15 protein-coding genes are annotated in these 17,902 nt (G+C 46.9%); 10 read left to right on the forward strand and 5 right to left on the reverse strand.

Annotated elements, in window-relative coordinates; genetic code table 11:
- Window positions 1–66: 66 nt before the first annotated feature.
- The 3 genes from xylA to DW947_RS06795 all read left to right on the forward strand — a co-directional run bounded on the left by xylA (window position 67) and on the right by DW947_RS06795 (window position 4,710).
- Entirely contained in the window at window positions 67–1,383 is a 1,317-nt protein-coding gene (gene xylA, locus DW947_RS06785; RefSeq protein WP_005825539.1) for a xylose isomerase, read from the forward strand.
- A gap of 114 nt (window positions 1,384–1,497) precedes the next feature.
- Window positions 1,498–2,985, forward strand: a complete 1,488-nt coding sequence (xylE, locus tag DW947_RS06790) for a D-xylose transporter XylE (RefSeq protein WP_005825537.1) — start codon at window positions 1,498–1,500, stop codon at window positions 2,983–2,985.
- A gap of 192 nt (window positions 2,986–3,177) precedes the next feature.
- Complete coding sequence (locus DW947_RS06795) at window positions 3,178–4,710, forward strand: carbon-nitrogen hydrolase family protein (RefSeq protein ID WP_117962484.1); 1,533 nt, start codon at window positions 3,178–3,180, stop codon at window positions 4,708–4,710.
- A gap of 41 nt (window positions 4,711–4,751) precedes the next feature.
- On the opposite strand, the gene DW947_RS21980 is transcribed toward DW947_RS06795, so the two are convergent.
- A complete protein-coding gene (locus DW947_RS21980) occupies window positions 4,752–4,880 on the reverse strand; it encodes a hypothetical protein (protein WP_005837113.1) in 129 nt (42 codons plus the stop codon).
- Between the two features lie 47 nt (window positions 4,881–4,927).
- Between DW947_RS21980 and DW947_RS06800 the strand changes: the two genes are divergently transcribed.
- The 6 genes from DW947_RS06800 to DW947_RS06825 all read left to right on the forward strand — a co-directional run bounded on the left by DW947_RS06800 (window position 4,928) and on the right by DW947_RS06825 (window position 12,020).
- Window positions 4,928–5,734 (forward strand): hypothetical protein, encoded by an 807-nt coding sequence (locus DW947_RS06800; protein ID WP_005825533.1) that lies wholly within the window; start codon window positions 4,928–4,930, stop codon window positions 5,732–5,734.
- Between the two features lie 493 nt (window positions 5,735–6,227).
- Complete coding sequence (gene ileS, locus DW947_RS06805) at window positions 6,228–9,716, forward strand: isoleucine--tRNA ligase (RefSeq protein WP_117962486.1); 3,489 nt, start codon at window positions 6,228–6,230, stop codon at window positions 9,714–9,716.
- Between the two features lie 33 nt (window positions 9,717–9,749).
- On the forward strand, window positions 9,750–10,130 hold the full coding sequence (locus DW947_RS06810; RefSeq protein WP_004290962.1) for a TraR/DksA family transcriptional regulator: 381 nt from the start codon (window positions 9,750–9,752) through the stop codon (window positions 10,128–10,130).
- A 2-nt stretch (window positions 10,131–10,132) separates the two neighbouring features.
- The gene (locus DW947_RS06815; RefSeq protein WP_005825525.1) at window positions 10,133–10,765 is read left to right on the forward strand and encodes a lipoprotein signal peptidase; all 633 of its coding nucleotides are present in this window, start codon (window positions 10,133–10,135) and stop codon (window positions 10,763–10,765) included.
- A complete protein-coding gene (locus DW947_RS06820) occupies window positions 10,762–11,688 on the forward strand; it encodes a DUF4296 domain-containing protein (RefSeq protein ID WP_117962488.1) in 927 nt (308 codons plus the stop codon). Before DW947_RS06815 ends, DW947_RS06820 begins: the two co-directional genes overlap by 4 nt.
- On the forward strand, window positions 11,685–12,020 hold the full coding sequence (locus tag DW947_RS06825) for a hypothetical protein (RefSeq protein ID WP_005837115.1): 336 nt from the start codon (window positions 11,685–11,687) through the stop codon (window positions 12,018–12,020). Before DW947_RS06820 ends, DW947_RS06825 begins: the two co-directional genes overlap by 4 nt.
- On the opposite strand, the gene DW947_RS06830 is transcribed toward DW947_RS06825, so the two are convergent.
- Window positions 11,968–12,729 carry an RNA methyltransferase gene (locus DW947_RS06830; RefSeq protein WP_005837117.1) on the reverse strand — a complete coding sequence of 254 codons (762 nt, stop codon included), beginning with the start codon at window positions 12,727–12,729 and terminating at the stop codon, window positions 11,968–11,970. The two genes, DW947_RS06825 and DW947_RS06830, sit on opposite strands and share 53 nt — an antisense overlap.
- 143 nt (window positions 12,730–12,872) lie before the next feature.
- Here DW947_RS06830 and DW947_RS06835 point away from each other — a divergent pair, with 143 nt between their 5' ends.
- A complete protein-coding gene (locus DW947_RS06835) occupies window positions 12,873–15,182 on the forward strand; it encodes a BamA/TamA family outer membrane protein (RefSeq protein WP_117962490.1) in 2,310 nt (769 codons plus the stop codon).
- Between the two features lie 81 nt (window positions 15,183–15,263).
- Here the strand turns inward: DW947_RS06835 and DW947_RS06840 are convergent, their stop codons facing one another.
- The 3 genes from DW947_RS06840 to DW947_RS06850 all read right to left on the reverse strand — a co-directional run bounded on the left by DW947_RS06840 (window position 15,264) and on the right by DW947_RS06850 (window position 17,737).
- Entirely contained in the window at window positions 15,264–15,818 is a 555-nt protein-coding gene (locus tag DW947_RS06840; RefSeq protein ID WP_005825518.1) for a DUF3332 domain-containing protein, read from the reverse strand.
- A 138-nt stretch (window positions 15,819–15,956) separates the two neighbouring features.
- Window positions 15,957–16,394, reverse strand: a complete 438-nt coding sequence (locus tag DW947_RS06845) for a DoxX family protein (RefSeq protein WP_044468852.1) — start codon at window positions 16,392–16,394, stop codon at window positions 15,957–15,959.
- A 56-nt stretch (window positions 16,395–16,450) separates the two neighbouring features.
- Complete coding sequence (locus DW947_RS06850; RefSeq protein WP_008664590.1) at window positions 16,451–17,737, reverse strand: NAD(P)/FAD-dependent oxidoreductase; 1,287 nt, start codon at window positions 17,735–17,737, stop codon at window positions 16,451–16,453.
- Window positions 17,738–17,902 lie beyond the last annotated feature (165 nt).

Below are 17,902 nucleotides of genomic sequence, written 5' to 3' on the forward strand. Positions count from 1 at the left end.
AATAATTAACCCCGTGATGAATGTGTCTGTCATTGGCACATTCTCACATTAAAACATTAAATTCTTATGGCAACAAAAGAGTATTTTCCCGGAATAGGAAAGATTAAATTCGAAGGTAAAGAGAGCAAGAACCCGATGGCATTCCGTTATTACGATGCCGATAAAGTAATCATGGGTAAGAAAATGAGCGAATGGCTGAAGTTCGCCATGGCATGGTGGCACACTCTTTGCGCAGAAGGTGGTGACCAATTCGGTGGCGGAACAAAGAAATTCCCCTGGAACGGTGAGGCTGACAAGGTTCAGGCTGCCAAGAACAAAATGGACGCCGGCTTTGAATTCATGCAGAAAATGGGTATCGAATACTACTGCTTCCACGATGTAGACCTCTGCGAAGAAGCCGAGACCATTGAAGAATACGAAGCCAACTTGAAGGAAATCGTAGCGTATGCCAAGCAGAAACAAGCAGAAACCGGCATCAAACTGTTGTGGGGTACTGCCAACGTATTCGGCCATGCCCGCTACATGAATGGTGCAGCCACCAACCCCGATTTCGATGTAGTGGCACGTGCCGCCATCCAAATCAAAAACGCCATCGACGCTACCATCGAACTGGGAGGTTCAAACTATGTATTCTGGGGCGGTCGCGAAGGCTACATGTCCTTGCTGAATACAGACCAGAAGCGTGAGAAAGAGCACCTCGCACAGATGTTGACCATCGCCCGCGACTATGCACGTGCCCGCGGCTTCAAAGGTACCTTCTTGATTGAACCGAAACCGATGGAACCTACAAAACACCAGTATGATGTAGACACCGAAACCGTTATCGGCTTCTTGAAGGCTCACAATCTGGACAAAGATTTCAAGGTGAACATCGAAGTGAACCACGCTACTTTGGCGGGCCACACCTTCGAGCACGAACTCGCAGTAGCCGTAGACAACGGTATGCTCGGCTCCATCGACGCCAACCGTGGTGACTACCAGAACGGCTGGGATACAGACCAGTTCCCCATTGACAACTTCGAACTGACCCAGGCAATGATGCAAATCATCCGTAACGGAGGCTTTGGCAATGGCGGTACAAACTTCGATGCCAAGACCCGTCGCAACTCCACCGACCTGGAAGACATTTTCATTGCCCACATCGCCGGTATGGACGTGATGGCACGTGCACTGGAAAGTGCAGCCAAACTGCTTGAAGAGTCTCCTTACAAGAAGATGCTGGCCGACCGCTATGCTTCCTTCGACAGTGGTAAAGGCAAGGAATTTGAAGATGGCAAACTGACGCTGGAGGATTTGGTAGCTTACGCAAAAGCCAACGGTGAGCCGAAACAGACCAGCGGCAAGCAGGAATTGTATGAGGCAATCGTGAATATGTACTGCTAATAATGATCAATGTTTAGTGATTAGTGGTTAATAGGTTGCGCATGAGGTGTTTCAATATTAATCATTAATCGCTAATCATTAATCGCTAATCATTAACCATTAATCATTAATATCATGAATTATACAGAAAAAGGCAGTAAACTCTACCTCTTCTCTATTGTGCTGGTAGCCGTCATCGGGGGCTTGCTTTTCGGCTACGATACAGCAGTCATATCCGGTGCCGATAAAGGGCTTCAGGCATTTTTTATGGGTGCCTCCGATTTTGTCTACACAGATACGATTCACGGCATTACCTCTTCCAGTGCACTTATCGGATGTATCATCGGTAGTGCTCTTTCGGGATTCTTCGCATCCAATCTGGGACGTAAGAATTCTCTTTTCATAGCCGGCGTCTTGTTCTTTCTGTCGGCATTGGGCTCCTACTACCCGGAATTCCTTTTCTTCGACTATGGTGTTCCTTCCTATTCCTTGCTCGTGGCATTCAATTTCTACCGTGTATTGGGAGGAATCGGCGTAGGTTTGGCATCGGCCATCTGCCCGATGTATATTGCGGAAATTGCGCCGAGCAACATTCGCGGGACTCTGGTATCATGGAATCAGTTTGCCATTATCTTCGGCCAGTTGGTGGTTTACTTCGTGAATTTCCTTATTCTGGGCGAGAATTCAAATCCGGTGATAAAGGCCATTGAAGGAGTCAACCAGATTCTGAATCCCGAAGCGGCAGCATGGACCACAGAGATAGGATGGCGTCTGATGTTTGTCAGTGAGGCTGTTCCTGCAGGAGTCTTTGCGTTGCTCGTACTGTTTGTTCCCGAAACGCCACGCTATCTTGCCATGAGTGGCAAGGATGATAAGGCACTCCAGGTGTTAAGCCGTATCAACGGCTTGGCTCAGGCAAAGGTTATTCTGTCTCAAATCAAAGCCACGGCAGAGGAAAAGACGGAAAAGCTTTTCACTTATGGCTGGATGGTTATCTTTATCGGTATCATGCTGAGTGTATTCCAGCAAGCGGTAGGTATCAACGCCGTACTCTATTTCGCACCGCGTATCTTCGAAACGATGGGAATGGGCAACCCGATGGTTCAAACCGTCATCATGGGTATCATCAATATTCTGTTCACGTTGCTGGCTGTCTTTACAGTCGAGAAATGGGGACGTAAACCGCTGCTCATCTCGGGGTCTATCGGCATGGCGATAGGTGCTTTCGGAGTAGCTCTTTGCAACGTTGTGGCAGGGCTTCCTCCCATGTTGGCTGTTGTCAGCATCATGGTCTACAGTGCTTCGTTCATGTTCAGCTGGGGCCCCATCTGCTGGGTACTGATTGCTGAAATCTTCCCGAATACCATCCGTGGCGCTGCAGTAGCCATTGCCGTAGCCTTCCAATGGATATTCAATTTCATTGTATCTTCCACCTTCGTACCTATGTACAATATGAGTTTGGGAGATATGGGAGACAAGTTCGGGCACATGTTTGCTTATGGCTTATACGGAATCATCTGTGTGGTGGCTGCTCTGTTTGTCTGGAAGCTTGTTCCCGAAACGAAAGGCAAGACACTGGAAGACATGACCAAGCTGTGGAAGAATAGAAGAAACAATAGATAAGACCGTCATTGAAACTGTCCATATAAGACGGGAAAGAGGAGGCCTGATGAATGCCTCCTCTTTTTGTTATCAATTCCGTATCTTTTCCCTTATCCGTTCAAGATGGGAAAGAAAAATCTTCGGAGGGGAAGATAACATGTAAGGATAAACCGTACCTTTGCACTGTTTTTAATCAGGAATAGCAAGAAAGTTATGGATTCAATGAAAATCAATAAGGTGCAGATACGTAATCTGCAGATTGAAGATTATGACCAGTTGGCACAATCGTTTACGCGCGTTTATTCAGACGGAAGCGATGTGTTCTGGACGCACAAACAAATAGAAAAACTGATACGCATCTTCCCCGAGGGGCAGATTGTGACGGTGGTTGACGAGAAAATCGTGGGCTGTGCGCTTTCCATCATAGTGAACTACGATGATGTGAAGAACGACCACACTTACGCCCAGGTTACGGGCAAGGAGACTTTCAACACCCACAATCCGAAAGGCAACATACTTTACGGCATCGAAGTCTTTATCCATCCCCAATACCGTGGCCTGCGTCTGGCACGCCGTATGTATGAATACCGCAAGGAACTTTGCGAGACATTGAACCTGAAGGCAATCATGTTTGGCGGACGTATCCCCAACTACTACAAATATGCCGATCAAATCCGCCCCAAGGAGTACATAGATAAGGTGAAGCAAAAGGAGATCTTCGACCCGGTGCTGACCTTTCAGCTCTCTAACGACTTCCACGTGCGAAAGGTGATGCGCAACTACCTTCCCAATGATGAGGAGTCCAAGCACTACGCCTGCCTGCTGCAATGGGACAATATCTACTATCAGGCTCCCACACAAGACTATGTAAACCCCAAAACCACTGTCCGCGTAGGCTTGGTACAATGGCAGATGCGTACCTACAAGACACTGGATGACCTTTTTGAGCAAGTGGAATTTTTTGTGGATGCCGTGAGCGACTACAAGAGTGACTTTGTCCTTTTTCCCGAATACTTCAACGCACCGTTGATGGCAAAATTCAACAACGAGGGCGAGTCGCAGGCTATCCGCGGGCTGGCGGCCTATACCGAGGAAATCAGGGAGCGTTTCGTCAAGCTCGCCATCAGCTATAACATCAACATTATTACGGGCAGTATGCCGCTTATTAAGGAAGACGGGCTGCTATACAACGTAGGATTCCTCTGCCGACGTGACGGAAGTTATGAAATGTACGAAAAGATACATGTCACTCCCGACGAGATAAAGTCCTGGGGACTGAGCGGAGGCAAGTCCATCCAAACTTTCGATACGGACTGTGCTAAGATAGGCGTGCTGATATGCTACGATGTAGAGTTCCCCGAACTGAGCCGCATCATGGCGGACCAAGGCATGCAGATACTCTTTGTTCCTTTCCTTACCGATACGCAGAATGCTTACAGCCGCGTAAAGGTGTGCGCCCATGCTCGTGCCATCGAAAACGAGTGCTTTGTAGTGATAGCCGGCAGTGTAGGCAATCTTCCCCGCGTGCACAACATGGACATCCAGTATGCCCAGTCCGGCGTGTTCACTCCCTGCGACTTCGCTTTCCCCACAGACGGCAAGCGTGCGGAAGCCACTCCGAATACCGAAATGATTCTTGTGTCGGATGTGGATCTGGACTTGCTGAATGAACTGCATACCTACGGCAGTGTACGCAACCTGAAAGACCGGAGAGGCGATTTGTACGAGGTGAAGATGAAAAGATGACTTTCCCGAATGCCACACTCGGTTGCCTCCAATGCCACACCTTATTCTCCGAAATGCCACACTTCATCGTCCGGAATGCCATAGGTTTCGGACAACGGAGTGTGGCATTTCAGCTGCTGAAGTGTGGCATCCGGGACGATGAAGTATGGCATTTCGGATGGTAATTCCATAGTTTATCCGTATCTTTACAAAACTTTTATTCTAAAAAACAGAAACAATGGCCAAGAAAGCTCTCTCTGCTCCCGAAATACCTCTCTGCATCAATGTGTTGCGATTACTTAACTACCGTCTGGCTCCCGACGAGCTGATTCTGTTCGACTGGCTTACAGTAAAACAGATTTCTTTTAAATACAAGCCTTTCCATTACTCCCAGGCGCGTGTAGAGGAAGAAACCCGTATCCGCCGTACCCGGCAGGAAGTCATCATTAAGCAATTCTCGGCCTTGGGCTTCTTGAAAACCGACATAAAGGTCAATTCCGTCACCCGTGGACGTGTCCGCTATTACTCCGTGGACTTCAGTGTACTTGCCGACGTGGATGTCCTGGTAGAAATCATCATGCCCCAAACCACGCTCTTCCGTGACTTCATCCTCTACTTTGCCTACCACGCCACTATGCAGAAGAAGAGCAAGGAAGAACAACTGAAGCCTGCCTCCGCCATAAATCACGAGGCTGCCGCCCGAATCTATCAACTGCTGAGCCAAGTCTATGACGAGCGCCGCCAATACTATAATGATGGGGGACTGACCGGAGATGTGAAGCCTGAACGCTCGAAATCTGCCATGCAATTGCAGCATAACAAACCCATAGAACGTAAACTGGCAAAGTTGGCAGACTACTACAACGATAACAGCATCAAAAACGCCTTTCTTGCCTATGTGGACGAAATCCTGACCCAAAAGAAAGAACCCGAAAACCTGATGTATTACTTTCTCTCTTTCGATGAGACATCGGATTGTTTCGGAGTGGTGAATCATTACCTTAATTATTTCACCTTGCATTATAGTTACAGCAGCAACAGTTGAAGTCTATCCGCTGATGATGCTGTTATTATTTCTTTTAATATAATACTTTATTATTCTTTCCCATGCTGTTCTCTGCACGCTTATTGCTGATTGCGGCAATAGCATTCGCAGAATTCTACATACCATTTGTTGAACTCAGCAAAATAGCCCTCTCATTTGTTGTTTTCAACGTAGTTTTCAGGGGGTAGGTTTTGGCAAATTCTGCGTTTTTTGTCGTTTTTTGCTTAGGGAACCCTGCATTGCCCCAAACGGACATCTACAGATGCACTTCTATGTACTAATTCGGGAAAAGAGAAAAGAGGGACAGTGTTGAGTGAGCGAATATTTTTTAAAATCGTACCTGCATATTTTTTTGTTCTTAAAAAGTCTCTTGTATTTAAGTTTTTTGTAAATTTGCACCCTTAAAATGGAGAAGGTAGCTTTTGACGTACCAAATGCCTATCAAGAGTATCTTCAATCGTAAATTGTAAATTGTCAAATAGTAAATATCAAGATGGGTAAGAAGTTTGCCGAATATTCGAAGCTCGACCTTTCCGAAGTGAACGGAAAAGTGTTGAAGAAATGGGACGAAAACCAGGTTTTCGCCAAGAGTATGACAGAACGTGAAGGTTGTCCTTCTTTCGTATTTTTCGAAGGACCTCCCTCGGCCAATGGTATGCCGGGCATTCACCACGTAATGGCTCGCTCCATTAAGGACATTTTCTGCCGTTACAAAACGATGAAGGGGTTCCAAGTAAAGCGTAAGGCCGGATGGGATACTCATGGACTGCCCGTGGAACTGGGTGTGGAAAAGGCGCTCGGCATTACGAAAGAGGATATTGGCAAGAGCATTTCCGTGGCGGAATACAATGCCGCCTGCCGCAAGGACGTCATGAAGTTCACCAAAGAGTGGGAAGACCTGACTCACAAGATGGGCTATTGGGTGGACATGAAGAGCCCCTACATCACTTACGACAACCGCTACATCGAAACCCTGTGGTGGCTGTTGAAGCAACTCTACAAGAAAGGACTGCTTTATAAAGGATATACCATACAGCCGTATTCTCCCGCTGCCGGTACGGGACTCAGCTCGCACGAGCTGAACCAGCCCGGATGCTACCGCGACGTGAAAGACACGACCGTGGTGGGGCAGTTCAAGATAAAGAACCCGAAGCCGGAAATGGCAGAGTGGGGGACTCCCTACTTCCTGGCATGGACTACCACTCCGTGGACATTGCCCAGCAATACCGCGCTCTGTGTAGGGCCTAAGATAGACTACGTTGCTGTGCAGACCTACAACGGCTATAGCGGCGAGAAAATGACCGTCGTCCTGGCAAAGGCGCTGCTCTATACCCACTTCAACAAAAAAGCGGAAGGCATTGCATTAGAGGACTATAAGCCGGGTGATAAGCTGATACCGTTCAAGGTGGTGGGCGAATATAAAGGCCCGGACCTGATAGGCATGGAGTACGAACAGCTCATCCCGTGGGTGAAGCCGATAGACGTTGCCGAAGACGGTAGCTGGACTCCCAGCGACAAAGGTTTCCGTGTAATTTCTGGTGACTATGTGACGACTGAAGACGGTACGGGTATCGTACACATTGCCCCGACCTTTGGTGCGGACGATGCTTTTGTGGCACGCGCTGCAGGTATACCGTCCTTGTTCATGATAAACAAGAAGGGTGAGACCCGCCCGATGGTAGACCTCACCGGTAAGTTCTTCTTGATTGACGAACTGGACGAGGATTTCGTAAAGGCATGTGTCAACGTAGACCTCTATAAGGACTATCAGGGCAAGTGGGTGAAGAATGCCTACGACCCCCAATTCACTGTAGACGGCAAGTACGACGAACAAGCCGCACAAGCTGCCGAATCGCTGGATATTGAAATCTGCATGATGATGAAAGCCGCCCGCCAGGCATTCAAGATAGAAAAGCATGTACACAACTATCCGCACTGCTGGCGTACGGACAAACCCGTATTGTACTATCCGCTGGATAGCTGGTTCATCCGCAGCACCGCTTGCAAGGAACGTATGATAGAGTTGAACAAGACCATCAACTGGAAGCCGGAAAGCACCGGTACGGGACGTTTTGGCAAGTGGCTGGAAAACCTGAATGACTGGAACCTCAGCCGTTCGCGCTATTGGGGTACTCCGCTGCCCATCTGGCGCACGGAGGACAATAGCGAGGAAAAATGTATCGAGTCTGTAGAAGAGCTCTACAACGAAATAGAGAAATCCGTGGCTGCCGGCCTGATGCAGTCCAATCCTTACAAGGAGAAGGGCTTCCAGCCGGGTGTATATACCAAAGAGAATTACGACAAGATAGACTTGCACCGTCCTTACGTGGACGATGTCATCCTTGTTTCTAAAGACGGCAAGCCGATGAAACGCGAAACGGACTTGATTGACGTTTGGTTCGATTCCGGTGCCATGCCTTATGCACAGATACACTATCCGTTCGAGAATAAGGAACTGCTGGATAGCCACCAGGTATATCCTGCCGATTTCATCGCCGAAGGGGTGGACCAGACACGCGGTTGGTTCTTCACGTTGCACGCCATCGCTACAATGGTGTTCGACAGTATTTCTTATAAGGCTGTCATTTCCAACGGCTTGGTGCTCGACAAAAATGGTAACAAGATGTCCAAGCGTCTGGGCAATGCCGTAGACCCCTTCTCGACCATCGAGAAATACGGGTCCGACCCGTTGCGCTGGTACATGATCACCAACTCTTCTCCGTGGGACAATCTTAAGTTCGACGTGGATGGAGTGGAAGAGGTGCGCCGCAAGTTCTTCGGAACACTCTATAACACCTATTCATTCTTCGCCCTCTATGCCAATGTAGACGAATTTGACTACAAAGAAGCCGATGTGCCCATGGCAGAACGCCCTGAGATAGACCGTTGGATTCTCTCTGTACTGAATACGTTGGTGAAGAACGTGGATACCTGCTACAATGAATACGAGCCCACGAAAGCAGGACGTCTCATTTCCGAATTCGTGAACGACAACCTCTCCAACTGGTATGTCCGCCTGAACCGCAAACGTTTCTGGGGCGGTGGTATGACGCAGGACAAGCTCTCTGCATTCCAGACACTCTATACATGCCTCGAAACCGTGGCTAAGCTGATGGCACCCATCGCTCCGTTCTATGCTGATATGCTCTATTCCGACCTGATTGCAGCTACGGGACGCGACAATGTGGTTTCCGTACACCTTGCCAAGTTCCCCGAATATAAGGAGGAAATGATAGACAAGGAATTGGAAGTCCGCATGCAGATGGCACAAGACGTCACTTCCATGGTATTGGCATTGCGCCGCAAGGTGAACATCAAAGTCCGCCAACCGCTTCAGTGCATCATGATACCGGTAGTGGATGAAGAACAGCGTGCACACATCGAGGCTGTGAAAGCACTTATCATGAACGAGGTGAATGTAAAAGAAATCCAGTTTGTGGACGGTGCTGCCGGTGTACTGGTAAAGAAAGTGAAATGCGACTTCAAGAAGCTGGGACCGAAATTCGGTAAGCAGATGAAAGCCGTGGCTGCTGCTGTGGCGGAAATGTCCCAGGAAGCCATTGCCGAGCTGGAGAAGAAAGGCTCTTATACGTTCAATCTGGACGGTGCAGAAGCCGTGATTGAAACGGCAGATGTGGAAATCTTCAGTGAGGATATTCCGGGATGGCTGGTTGCCAACGAGGGCAAACTGACCGTGGCTCTGGAAGTTACCGTTACCGAAGAGTTGCGCCGTGAGGGTATTGCACGCGAGCTGGTAAACCGCATTCAGAATATCCGCAAGTCGAGCGGTTTTGAGATAACAGATAAAATAAAGATTACATTATCAAAAAATCCTCAAACAGATGATGCGGTAAATGAATATAATGACTATATTCGCAACCAAGTTTTAGGAACTTCACTGACGCTGGCAGACAACGTAGAAAATGGTACAGAACTGAACTTCGACGATTTCTCGCTGTACGTGAGCGTAGTGAAAGAATAATTAAATACTAACCCTGATTAACACGTAAAAGTTATGGCAGAAAAGACAAGATACTCAGATGCTGAATTGGAAGAATTCCGCGCTATCATTATGGAGAAGTTAGAGTTGGCACAACGTGACTATGAACTGTTAAAGGCCAGCCTGACGGGTGCAGACGGTAATGACACCGACGATACATCTCCTACGTACAAAGTACTGGAAGAAGGTGCCAACACCTTATCCAAGGAAGAAACCACACGTCTGGCCCAACGCCAGTTGAAGTTCATCCAAGGATTGCAGGCTGCTTTGGTGCGCATTGAGAACAAAACATATGGCATTTGCCGCGAAACCGGCAAACTGATACCGGCAGAGCGCCTTCGTGCAGTGCCCCATGCCACTTTGAGCATCGAAGCTAAAAACAACGGCAAGAAATAAAAATGGGTAAATTCTTTACGAAGGGCCGGATAGCCTGCCTTATCATATTTTCGGTATTGGTTATAGACCAAATTATCAAGATTTGGATAAAGACCCACATGTACTGGCATGAGAGTATCCGGATTACGGATTGGTTCTATATATACTTTACCGAGAATAGTGGTATGGCTTTCGGTATGGAAATATTCGCCAAACTGTTCCTGACCTTGTTCCGCATTGCTGCAGTCACGGTCATTGGCTGGTTTCTGTACAAGTTCGTGAAGCAAGGCATGAAGACCGGATTTATCATCTGTGTGTCTTTGGTCTTGACGGGAGCCTTGGGAAACATTGTCGACAGTGTGTTCTATGGCGTGCTGTTCAACGAAAGCACCCATTCGCAGATAGCCTCCTTCATGCCTGAAGGAGGGGGATATGCCCCGTGGTTCCATGGCAAGGTGGTGGATATGTTCTATTTCCCCATCATTGATACAAACTGGCCCGCATGGATGCCGTTTGTCGGTGGAGAACATTTCATTTTCTTCAGCCCGATATTCAATTTTGCGGATGCAGCAATCAGTTGCGGTATCATTGCTTTGCTGTTGTTCTACGGCAAGGACTTCAATGATGCCTATCATGCTGCCATAAAGAAATCATGAAAGGAATAAATCGAATTCAATGGTGTAGCGTAGTCCTTCTGGCGTTCAGTCTGACGGCTTGTAAGGTGAAAAGACCTGAGACCGTCCTTCCGGATGCCAAGATGGAAAACGTGCTTTATGATTATCACATAGCCAAAGCTATGGGTGAAGAAGTGCCGTATAACGAAAGTTATAAGCGGGTGCTATACATTGAGTCGGTTTTCAAGAAATATGGCATTACTCAGGCCGATTTTGACTCTTCTATGGTCTGGTTTGCCCGTAACCCGGAAGTACTTACCAAAATCTACGAGAAAGTGAATGTACGGTTGAAAGCCGAGAGAGACGGTATCAACCACTTGATTGCCCTGCGTGACAACAAGCCGAAAGAATCACTTCCCGGAGACAGTATCGACGTGTGGATATGGCAGCATATCTATCAGTTGACGGGTATGCCCCTGGACAACAAGATAACGTTTACGTTGCCATCAGACACCAATTTCCACGACCGTGACACGCTGCGCTGGAGCGTGCGCTTCCGTTTCCACAACGGTGCACCGGACAGCATACATGCTCCGTTGATGGCGATGCAGGTTCTTTACGAAAAGAATGACAGTGTCATCAGTGCCATTCGGAAAGTACAAGACACAGGTGTGGAAACGCTCACCTTGTTTGCCGATACTTTAGGAGAAATCAAGGAAATACGCGGGTTCATCTATTATCCGCAGCAGGAGACTCCACAGCCTTTGCTGGCAGACCGTATCTCACTGATGCGCTATCACGCCACGGACAGCTTGGTCATTGCCCCAAAGGACAGCCTTCAGCAGGCGACAGACTCCCTTCGCAAAGACAGTATCGGAAAACCTGAGAAATTGAAACCTCTGGAAATTCAGGAGCAGGAAAATACCACGACTCCCAGAATCATACGTCCCCGTCCGAAAGCATGAAACGCTACGCTTCCCATTTTCTGTTTCTTCCCGGGCATGGCTATCTGAAACAATATGTGGTGGAGATAGGTGAAGGACAATGTGTATCACGTATCTTCCCATTGACAGAAGAGGTGGAGAATACGGAATGGCTACCGGGAGTCATAGCTTTGCTTACGGAGGTGGAAACAGACTATCCTCATTTTGATACGTGCTGCAATATACTGACGGCAATCCCTCCGGTTATCGAGGAAGAATTGCCTTATTTGATTCCCTGGTTGTTTTTTCCTTTTGATTTTACTACAATGCAGCCTGGCGCCGGAACTCAGCGCAAACTACTGCTGTGGCAATAGCCACGTTCAATGACTCCGAGGTCTCACGGCTGGCGGGATAATTCGGTATGTATAGTTTGCGGTTGATGAGTGCCTCCACTTCTTTTCCGATGCCATTTCCTTCATTACCCATCACAATCAGCCCATTTTTCGAGAGCGGTTGTCCGTACATATTCTCTCCGTCCAGGAAAGTGCCGTAAACGGGAATATCCTTCAGTGAGCGGATGAACTCGGGTAGGGGAGTATAATGCAGTCTGACGCGTGCGATACCTCCCATCGTGGCCTGCACAGTTTTGGGATTATAGATATCCACCGTGTTGGGCGAACAGAAAATATGCTCTATCCCAAACCAATCAGCAAGGCGGACAATCGTTCCCAGGTTACCGGGGTCTTGCACATCATCCAAAGCCAGACAGAGGGAGTGACTGATGACGGAAATATCCGTCTCCTCATCCGGCTGCCGGAACACAGCCAGCACTTGTTGGGGAGTTTTCAGCAGGCTGGCACGCGAAAGTTCCTCCTCCGATACTTCCGTGGCATCCGTTACGGTGGAGAGAGGGCGGTTCCGGGAAAGCCATTCTGAAGTTGCCAGCAAGAACTGACAAGGAAAATGTCCCAACAAATCCCCTACGAGTTTAGGTCCTTCTGCCAGAAATACCTTGTCGGCCTTCCGGTTCTTTTTCTGCTCCAACGAGTGGATATATTTAATGCGATTTTTACTTAATGCCATAGGACACACATGTTATCATTTGACAAAAATACGTGATTATTTCAATATAATCAAAAACTCTGCACTCTTCCGGCGTTTTTTATTTCGGGAACAAAAAAATACAAGTATATTTGTAGCTGTTTATGCGCAATTAATGACTCGGTATGAATAAAGGTTTCCGCTACGCGATACTTACTACTATCGTACTTTTGTTGGCTTCCTGTTCTTCTACCAAATATGTGCCGGACGGCTCGTATTTGCTGGATGAAGTGCGCATACATACTGATAATAAGGAAGTAAAACCATCCAATCTCTCCATGTACATCCGCCAGAATCCCAATGCGAAGTGGTTCAGCCTGATAAAGACCCAGTTGTATGTCTACAACTGGTCCGGACGGGACTCTACACGCTGGATAAACCGTACATTGAGGAAATTAGGTGATGCCCCGGTCATATACAGTGAGGAGGAAACCAACCGGACCAGGGAAGAAATCACTAAGGCTGTGCAGAATATGGGCTATATGGGCGCCCTGGTGGAACCGGTACGCCAAGTCAAGAAGAAAAAGATGAAGTTGGTCTATAAGGTGACAACCGGCAAGCCCTATAAAGTTCGTACCTTGAAATATGATATCCAGGACAGTAAAATAAAGGAATACATGCGGCAGGATTCCGCAGTAACCTTATTATCCGAAGGCATGTATTTTGATGTCAATGTACTGGATGCAGAACGCCAGCGCATCACAAACAAACTGCTTCAGAATGGATATTACAAGTTCAATAAAGAGTACATATCCTATACTGCGGATACTGTCCGTAATTCTTATCTGGTAGATTTGACACTGCATTTGGCTCCATACAGACAGCATAACGAGGATACGCCGCAGAATCACCGGCAATACACTATCAATAAAGTGAGTTTCATTACCGATTATAATGTGTTGCAGGCATCCACCCAGAACAGCATCGAGGTGAATGATTCATTGCATTACAAAGGCTTTCCCATCTACTACAAAGACAAGCTTTATCTGCGCCCCAAAGTGCTGACCAACAATCTGCGCATCACTCCGGGAACTCTCTATAACGAGCAGAACGTGCAGCGTACCTACTCCAACTACGGACGCCTGCAAGCCCTGAAATATACCAATATCCGTTTTTTTGAAGTGCAACAGAGTGACAGTGCAAAGCTCAACGCCTATGTGATGCTGACCAGAGGCAAGCATCAGTCCGTATCTTTTGAGGTGGAAGGCACAAACTCTGCCGGCGATTTGGGAGCTGCCGCTTCGGTGGCTTTTCAGCACCGCAACATGTTCAAAGGTTCCGAAACATTCATGTTTAAGCTACGTGGGGCATACGAGGCTGTGTCCGGTTTGCAGAGTTCCTTGAATCAAGACTACATAGAATTAGGTGCGGAAGCAACCATCAACTTCCCACGGTTTATGTTTCCCTTTGTATCCAGCGATTTCAAGCGGAGGATAAGGGCTACTACAGAATTCGGATTGCAATATAACTACCAGATGAGACCCGAATTCACGCGCATTGTAGCATCTGCCGGATGGAGCTACAAATGGGGGGTACAACAACAGCGTTCGCAGCATCGCATTGATTTGCTGGACATCAACTATCTGTATATGCCCAGCATAGACCAGACATTCAAAGAGGATTATCTGGAGAAAGACGAGAACTACATCCTCAAATACAATTATGAAGACCGCTTTATTGTCCGCACCGGCTATAGCTATATCTACAACAGTGCCGGAAGAGCATTGATGAATAACTCCGGTATCGGAAATTCCTATACCATCCGCCTCAATTTTGAATCGGCGGGTAACTTGTTGTATGCTGTGGCAAAGCTCGGAGGAATGAAGAAGAATGCATCGGGGGAATACACTTTGTTGAACATTCCTTTTGCCCAATACCTGAAAGGCGATTTTGACTTTGCCAAGAATCTGATCATTGACAACCGCAATTCATTGGCATTTCATTTTGGTGCCGGTATTGCCATTCCATACGGCAATGCAACAATGCTTCCATTTGAGAAGCGCTACTTCTCCGGCGGCGCCAACAGTGTGCGCGGATGGTCTGTACGTGATTTGGGGCCCGGTTCTTTCCCCGGCGATAATAACTTCATGAACCAGTCGGGAGACATCAAGCTGGATGCCAGCATTGAATACCGCACACGGTTGTTCTGGAAATTCAGAGGAGCCCTCTTTGTAGATGCCGGGAATATCTGGACAATACGGGATTATAAAGACCAGCCGGGAGGTCAGTTTGAATTTGACAAGTTCTATAAACAGATTGCCGTGGCATATGGTTTAGGATTGCGTCTTGACTTGGATTTCTTTGTATTGCGTTTCGACGGGGGTATGAAGGCCGTCAATCCGGCGTATGAGAAGAAAAAAGACCGTTATCCCATTATCCATCCTAAATTCAGCCGCGATTTTGCCTTCCACTTTGCTGTGGGATATCCGTTCTAATGGGAAGTGGAAAGGTGAAAATGGTTATTGGGCATCTATGCACCCAGCCATTTTCAACTTTCACCTTTCCATTTTCAACTTTTAATTAAAAGCGTAATAGCTGTCAATCATCGTCGCTTGACGTGCTGCTGCCACACCTTGGGCATCCAGCGTCACTGTCATTTCCTCACCGTTCGGAAGGGTCATTTGTGCAGTGCCGTCATTGTTCATTTGCAGCAATTCTGTGCTGACACCATCGGCAACAACATTCCAAGTATTCAACTCTTTGTTGTAAATGAGTTCCATAGAAGCAGTCTCACCTTCTTTGGTGATAGAATAGCCGTTTTCAAGTGTCTCTACCAGGTAGTCACCGTTTTCGCCTTTCACTTTCTTTACATCACCAATGCTGGCCATAGGGTTTGAACCACTCCAGAATTCGATGGAGTTGATGACCAATGCATCGGCCAGATAGCAAACGCCATATACCGGGATAATATTGAATGCCAGATAAACCAGTTCGTTTACAAACTTGGTACCAATACCTTGATTCCAGCTGACCAGTTTACTATGCAGTCCAAAAGAACCGATACAAGAACTGAAAAGAAACGAGCCGCAAATCATTACGGTCGCAGCCATCTTCAAATTGAACTTTTTCATAATCACTCTTTTTTATTTTACTGTGTTTAATTAGCTTTATAGCTCATCGAGTTATTTTAAGCATCCGCAAATATAGGATTTTTTACGAAAATACATCCTATTTGAGCTTAAAATCTGTTTTCAGTAAAACGGAAGTGTCTATTTACGAGCCTTTTGGAAAAGAGCTTTTCCTATCCAGCGGTCAACGGCAAACTTGCCCGGACCTATGATATACATCAATATGAACACTACCAGATATACAAAAGCCAACTCTTTCGTGGCAAACGGGTCATTACCATGAATTACAAAAAAGGCAACAGCCATTGTAAACACCATTGGTATCATAGCCAAACGATAGAGAAAACCTATAATGAATGCCATGGAACATGCCAATTCACCAAAGATAGCCAGTCCTAAAGACAGCGGACTGCCTACACCCAGCGGGTCAGGGAAAACAGCCGACAGCTCTTGAAAGTTAGTCCACTTCTGGATGCCGTGGTTCATTAATAATATACCGAATACAATTCTTGCAATCAATAGTATAGCAGATGTTGCCGTTCCGTCCGGTTTGACAGGAAATAAAAGTCGTTTTAACATATTCATTCGTTTTTAAGTTCGTATATGAACTATAACAAATATTACTCAATAAAAGTTTACTCCCGCTTCAAGGGTTTGATGATAATCCGTAAAGACGGGTCATAGGTAAAGTAACTCCACATCCAGTCTACGAAGATGAAAAGACGGTTCTTTACACCCACAATACTCATCAAATGGATGAATAGCCACACAGCCCATGCCGGAAAACCGCCAAAACGCAGTTTCTTAAGCTCGACTACGGCATGATTGCGGCCAATGGTCGCCATGGAGCCTTTGTTTTGATATATAAACGGCTGCAACGGCAGGCCTGTTTCTGCACGCTGCAAGTTCCTTATCAAGTTGCGGGCCTGCTGGATGGCTGGTTGCACCACTTGCGGGTGTCCTTTGGGATACTCCTCAGAAATCATAAGGGCCGTATCCCCGATAGCGAAAATATTGGGATATTGAGAAAGACGGTTATAAGTGTCCACCTTCAAGCGGTTTCCCGGTCCATAGGCATCGGCAGGCAATCCTTGAAGGCTGTTTGCCTTGACACCGGCCACCCAGAATACATTTTTGGTATCGATGGCAGTCCCGTCATTCAATGCCAATTGATAATTCTCGTATCCCATCACCCGTTGGTTCAATTTGATTTCCACATCACGCTTCTTCAGATAATCGGCCACTTCTTTGGAAGACTCTTCTGAAAAAGCAGACAAGAGCCGGGAAGAGCCATCCAACAAGATGATACGCATCTCATTGATATTCAAGTCCGGATAGTCTTGAGGAAGGACAAACTTCCTCATCTCGGCCAAAGCACCAGCCAACTCTATTCCCGTAGCTCCACCGCCTACAATGGCAAAGGTCATCAGACGCCTGCGCTCTTCTTTATTACCGGTGTTCTGGGCTTGTTCAAAACTATCCAATATCTGGTTTCGGTTGAACAAGGCTTCCGAAGTATTCTTTAGTGCCATGGTCTGTTTCTCCAGCCCGTCGTTTCCAAAATAATTTGTGTTGCAGCCGGTGGCAATGACCAAATAGTCGTATGCCAGCGTGCCGATGGAAGTCTCCAGCAGATTGTGTTCCGGGAAGACTTGCTGTGCTTCACAAATACGTATATGGAAATGCTCTCTTTTTTTGAAGATTTTTCGGTATGGGAATGATATGGCACTCGGTTCAATACCTGCTGTGGCCACTTGATAGAGTAACGGTTGGAAGATGTGATGGTTATTCTTATCCAGTAAAACTATCTGAAACTTGTTGCTTTTCAATTTTCGTGCCAGCTTTAATCCGCCAAAGCCGCCGCCTACGATTACCAGTCGTTTCTGTCCCTCTTTATCGGGAATGTCCATTGCTGTTTTCATAATTCAATATCATGTTGTTCTTTGTAATATTAAAATAACAGTATAAATCGAGGAAAGTTCTATAAATGATGTAGTTAAAAAGAGTGAACCCCACATGCAATGTAGAAATGAACATTAAAAGAGAAAAATTGGAAACAAAAAGAACAGTAACATTGTTGTAATGAA

This window comes from Bacteroides sp. AM44-19 (assembly GCF_003603395.1).
Taxonomy (GTDB): Bacteria; Bacteroidota; Bacteroidia; order Bacteroidales; family Bacteroidaceae; genus Bacteroides; species Bacteroides uniformis.

What these genes read in the sequence shown, in the direction of transcription:
- xylA (WP_005825539.1), top strand. Translation starts at nt 67, where the DNA reads ATGGCAACAAAAGAGTATTTTCCCGGAATAGGAAAGATTAAATTCGAA.
- xylE (WP_005825537.1), top strand. Translation starts at nt 1,498, where the DNA reads ATGAATTATACAGAAAAAGGCAGTAAACTCTACCTCTTCTCTATTGTG.
- DW947_RS06795 (WP_117962484.1), top strand. Translation starts at nt 3,178, where the DNA reads ATGGATTCAATGAAAATCAATAAGGTGCAGATACGTAATCTGCAGATT.
- DW947_RS21980 (WP_005837113.1), bottom strand. Translation starts at nt 4,880, where the DNA reads ATGGAATTACCATCCGAAATGCCATACTTCATCGTCCCGGATGCCACA.
- DW947_RS06800 (WP_005825533.1), top strand. Translation starts at nt 4,928, where the DNA reads ATGGCCAAGAAAGCTCTCTCTGCTCCCGAAATACCTCTCTGCATCAAT.
- ileS (WP_117962486.1), top strand. Translation starts at nt 6,228, where the DNA reads ATGGGTAAGAAGTTTGCCGAATATTCGAAGCTCGACCTTTCCGAAGTG.
- DW947_RS06810 (WP_004290962.1), top strand. Translation starts at nt 9,750, where the DNA reads ATGGCAGAAAAGACAAGATACTCAGATGCTGAATTGGAAGAATTCCGC.
- DW947_RS06815 (WP_005825525.1), top strand. Translation starts at nt 10,133, where the DNA reads ATGGGTAAATTCTTTACGAAGGGCCGGATAGCCTGCCTTATCATATTT.
- DW947_RS06820 (WP_117962488.1), top strand. Translation starts at nt 10,762, where the DNA reads ATGAAAGGAATAAATCGAATTCAATGGTGTAGCGTAGTCCTTCTGGCG.
- DW947_RS06825 (WP_005837115.1), top strand. Translation starts at nt 11,685, where the DNA reads ATGAAACGCTACGCTTCCCATTTTCTGTTTCTTCCCGGGCATGGCTAT.
- DW947_RS06830 (WP_005837117.1), bottom strand. Translation starts at nt 12,729, where the DNA reads ATGGCATTAAGTAAAAATCGCATTAAATATATCCACTCGTTGGAGCAG.
- DW947_RS06835 (WP_117962490.1), top strand. Translation starts at nt 12,873, where the DNA reads ATGAATAAAGGTTTCCGCTACGCGATACTTACTACTATCGTACTTTTG.
- DW947_RS06840 (WP_005825518.1), bottom strand. Translation starts at nt 15,818, where the DNA reads ATGAAAAAGTTCAATTTGAAGATGGCTGCGACCGTAATGATTTGCGGC.
- DW947_RS06845 (WP_044468852.1), bottom strand. Translation starts at nt 16,394, where the DNA reads ATGTTAAAACGACTTTTATTTCCTGTCAAACCGGACGGAACGGCAACA.
- DW947_RS06850 (WP_008664590.1), bottom strand. Translation starts at nt 17,737, where the DNA reads ATGAAAACAGCAATGGACATTCCCGATAAAGAGGGACAGAAACGACTG.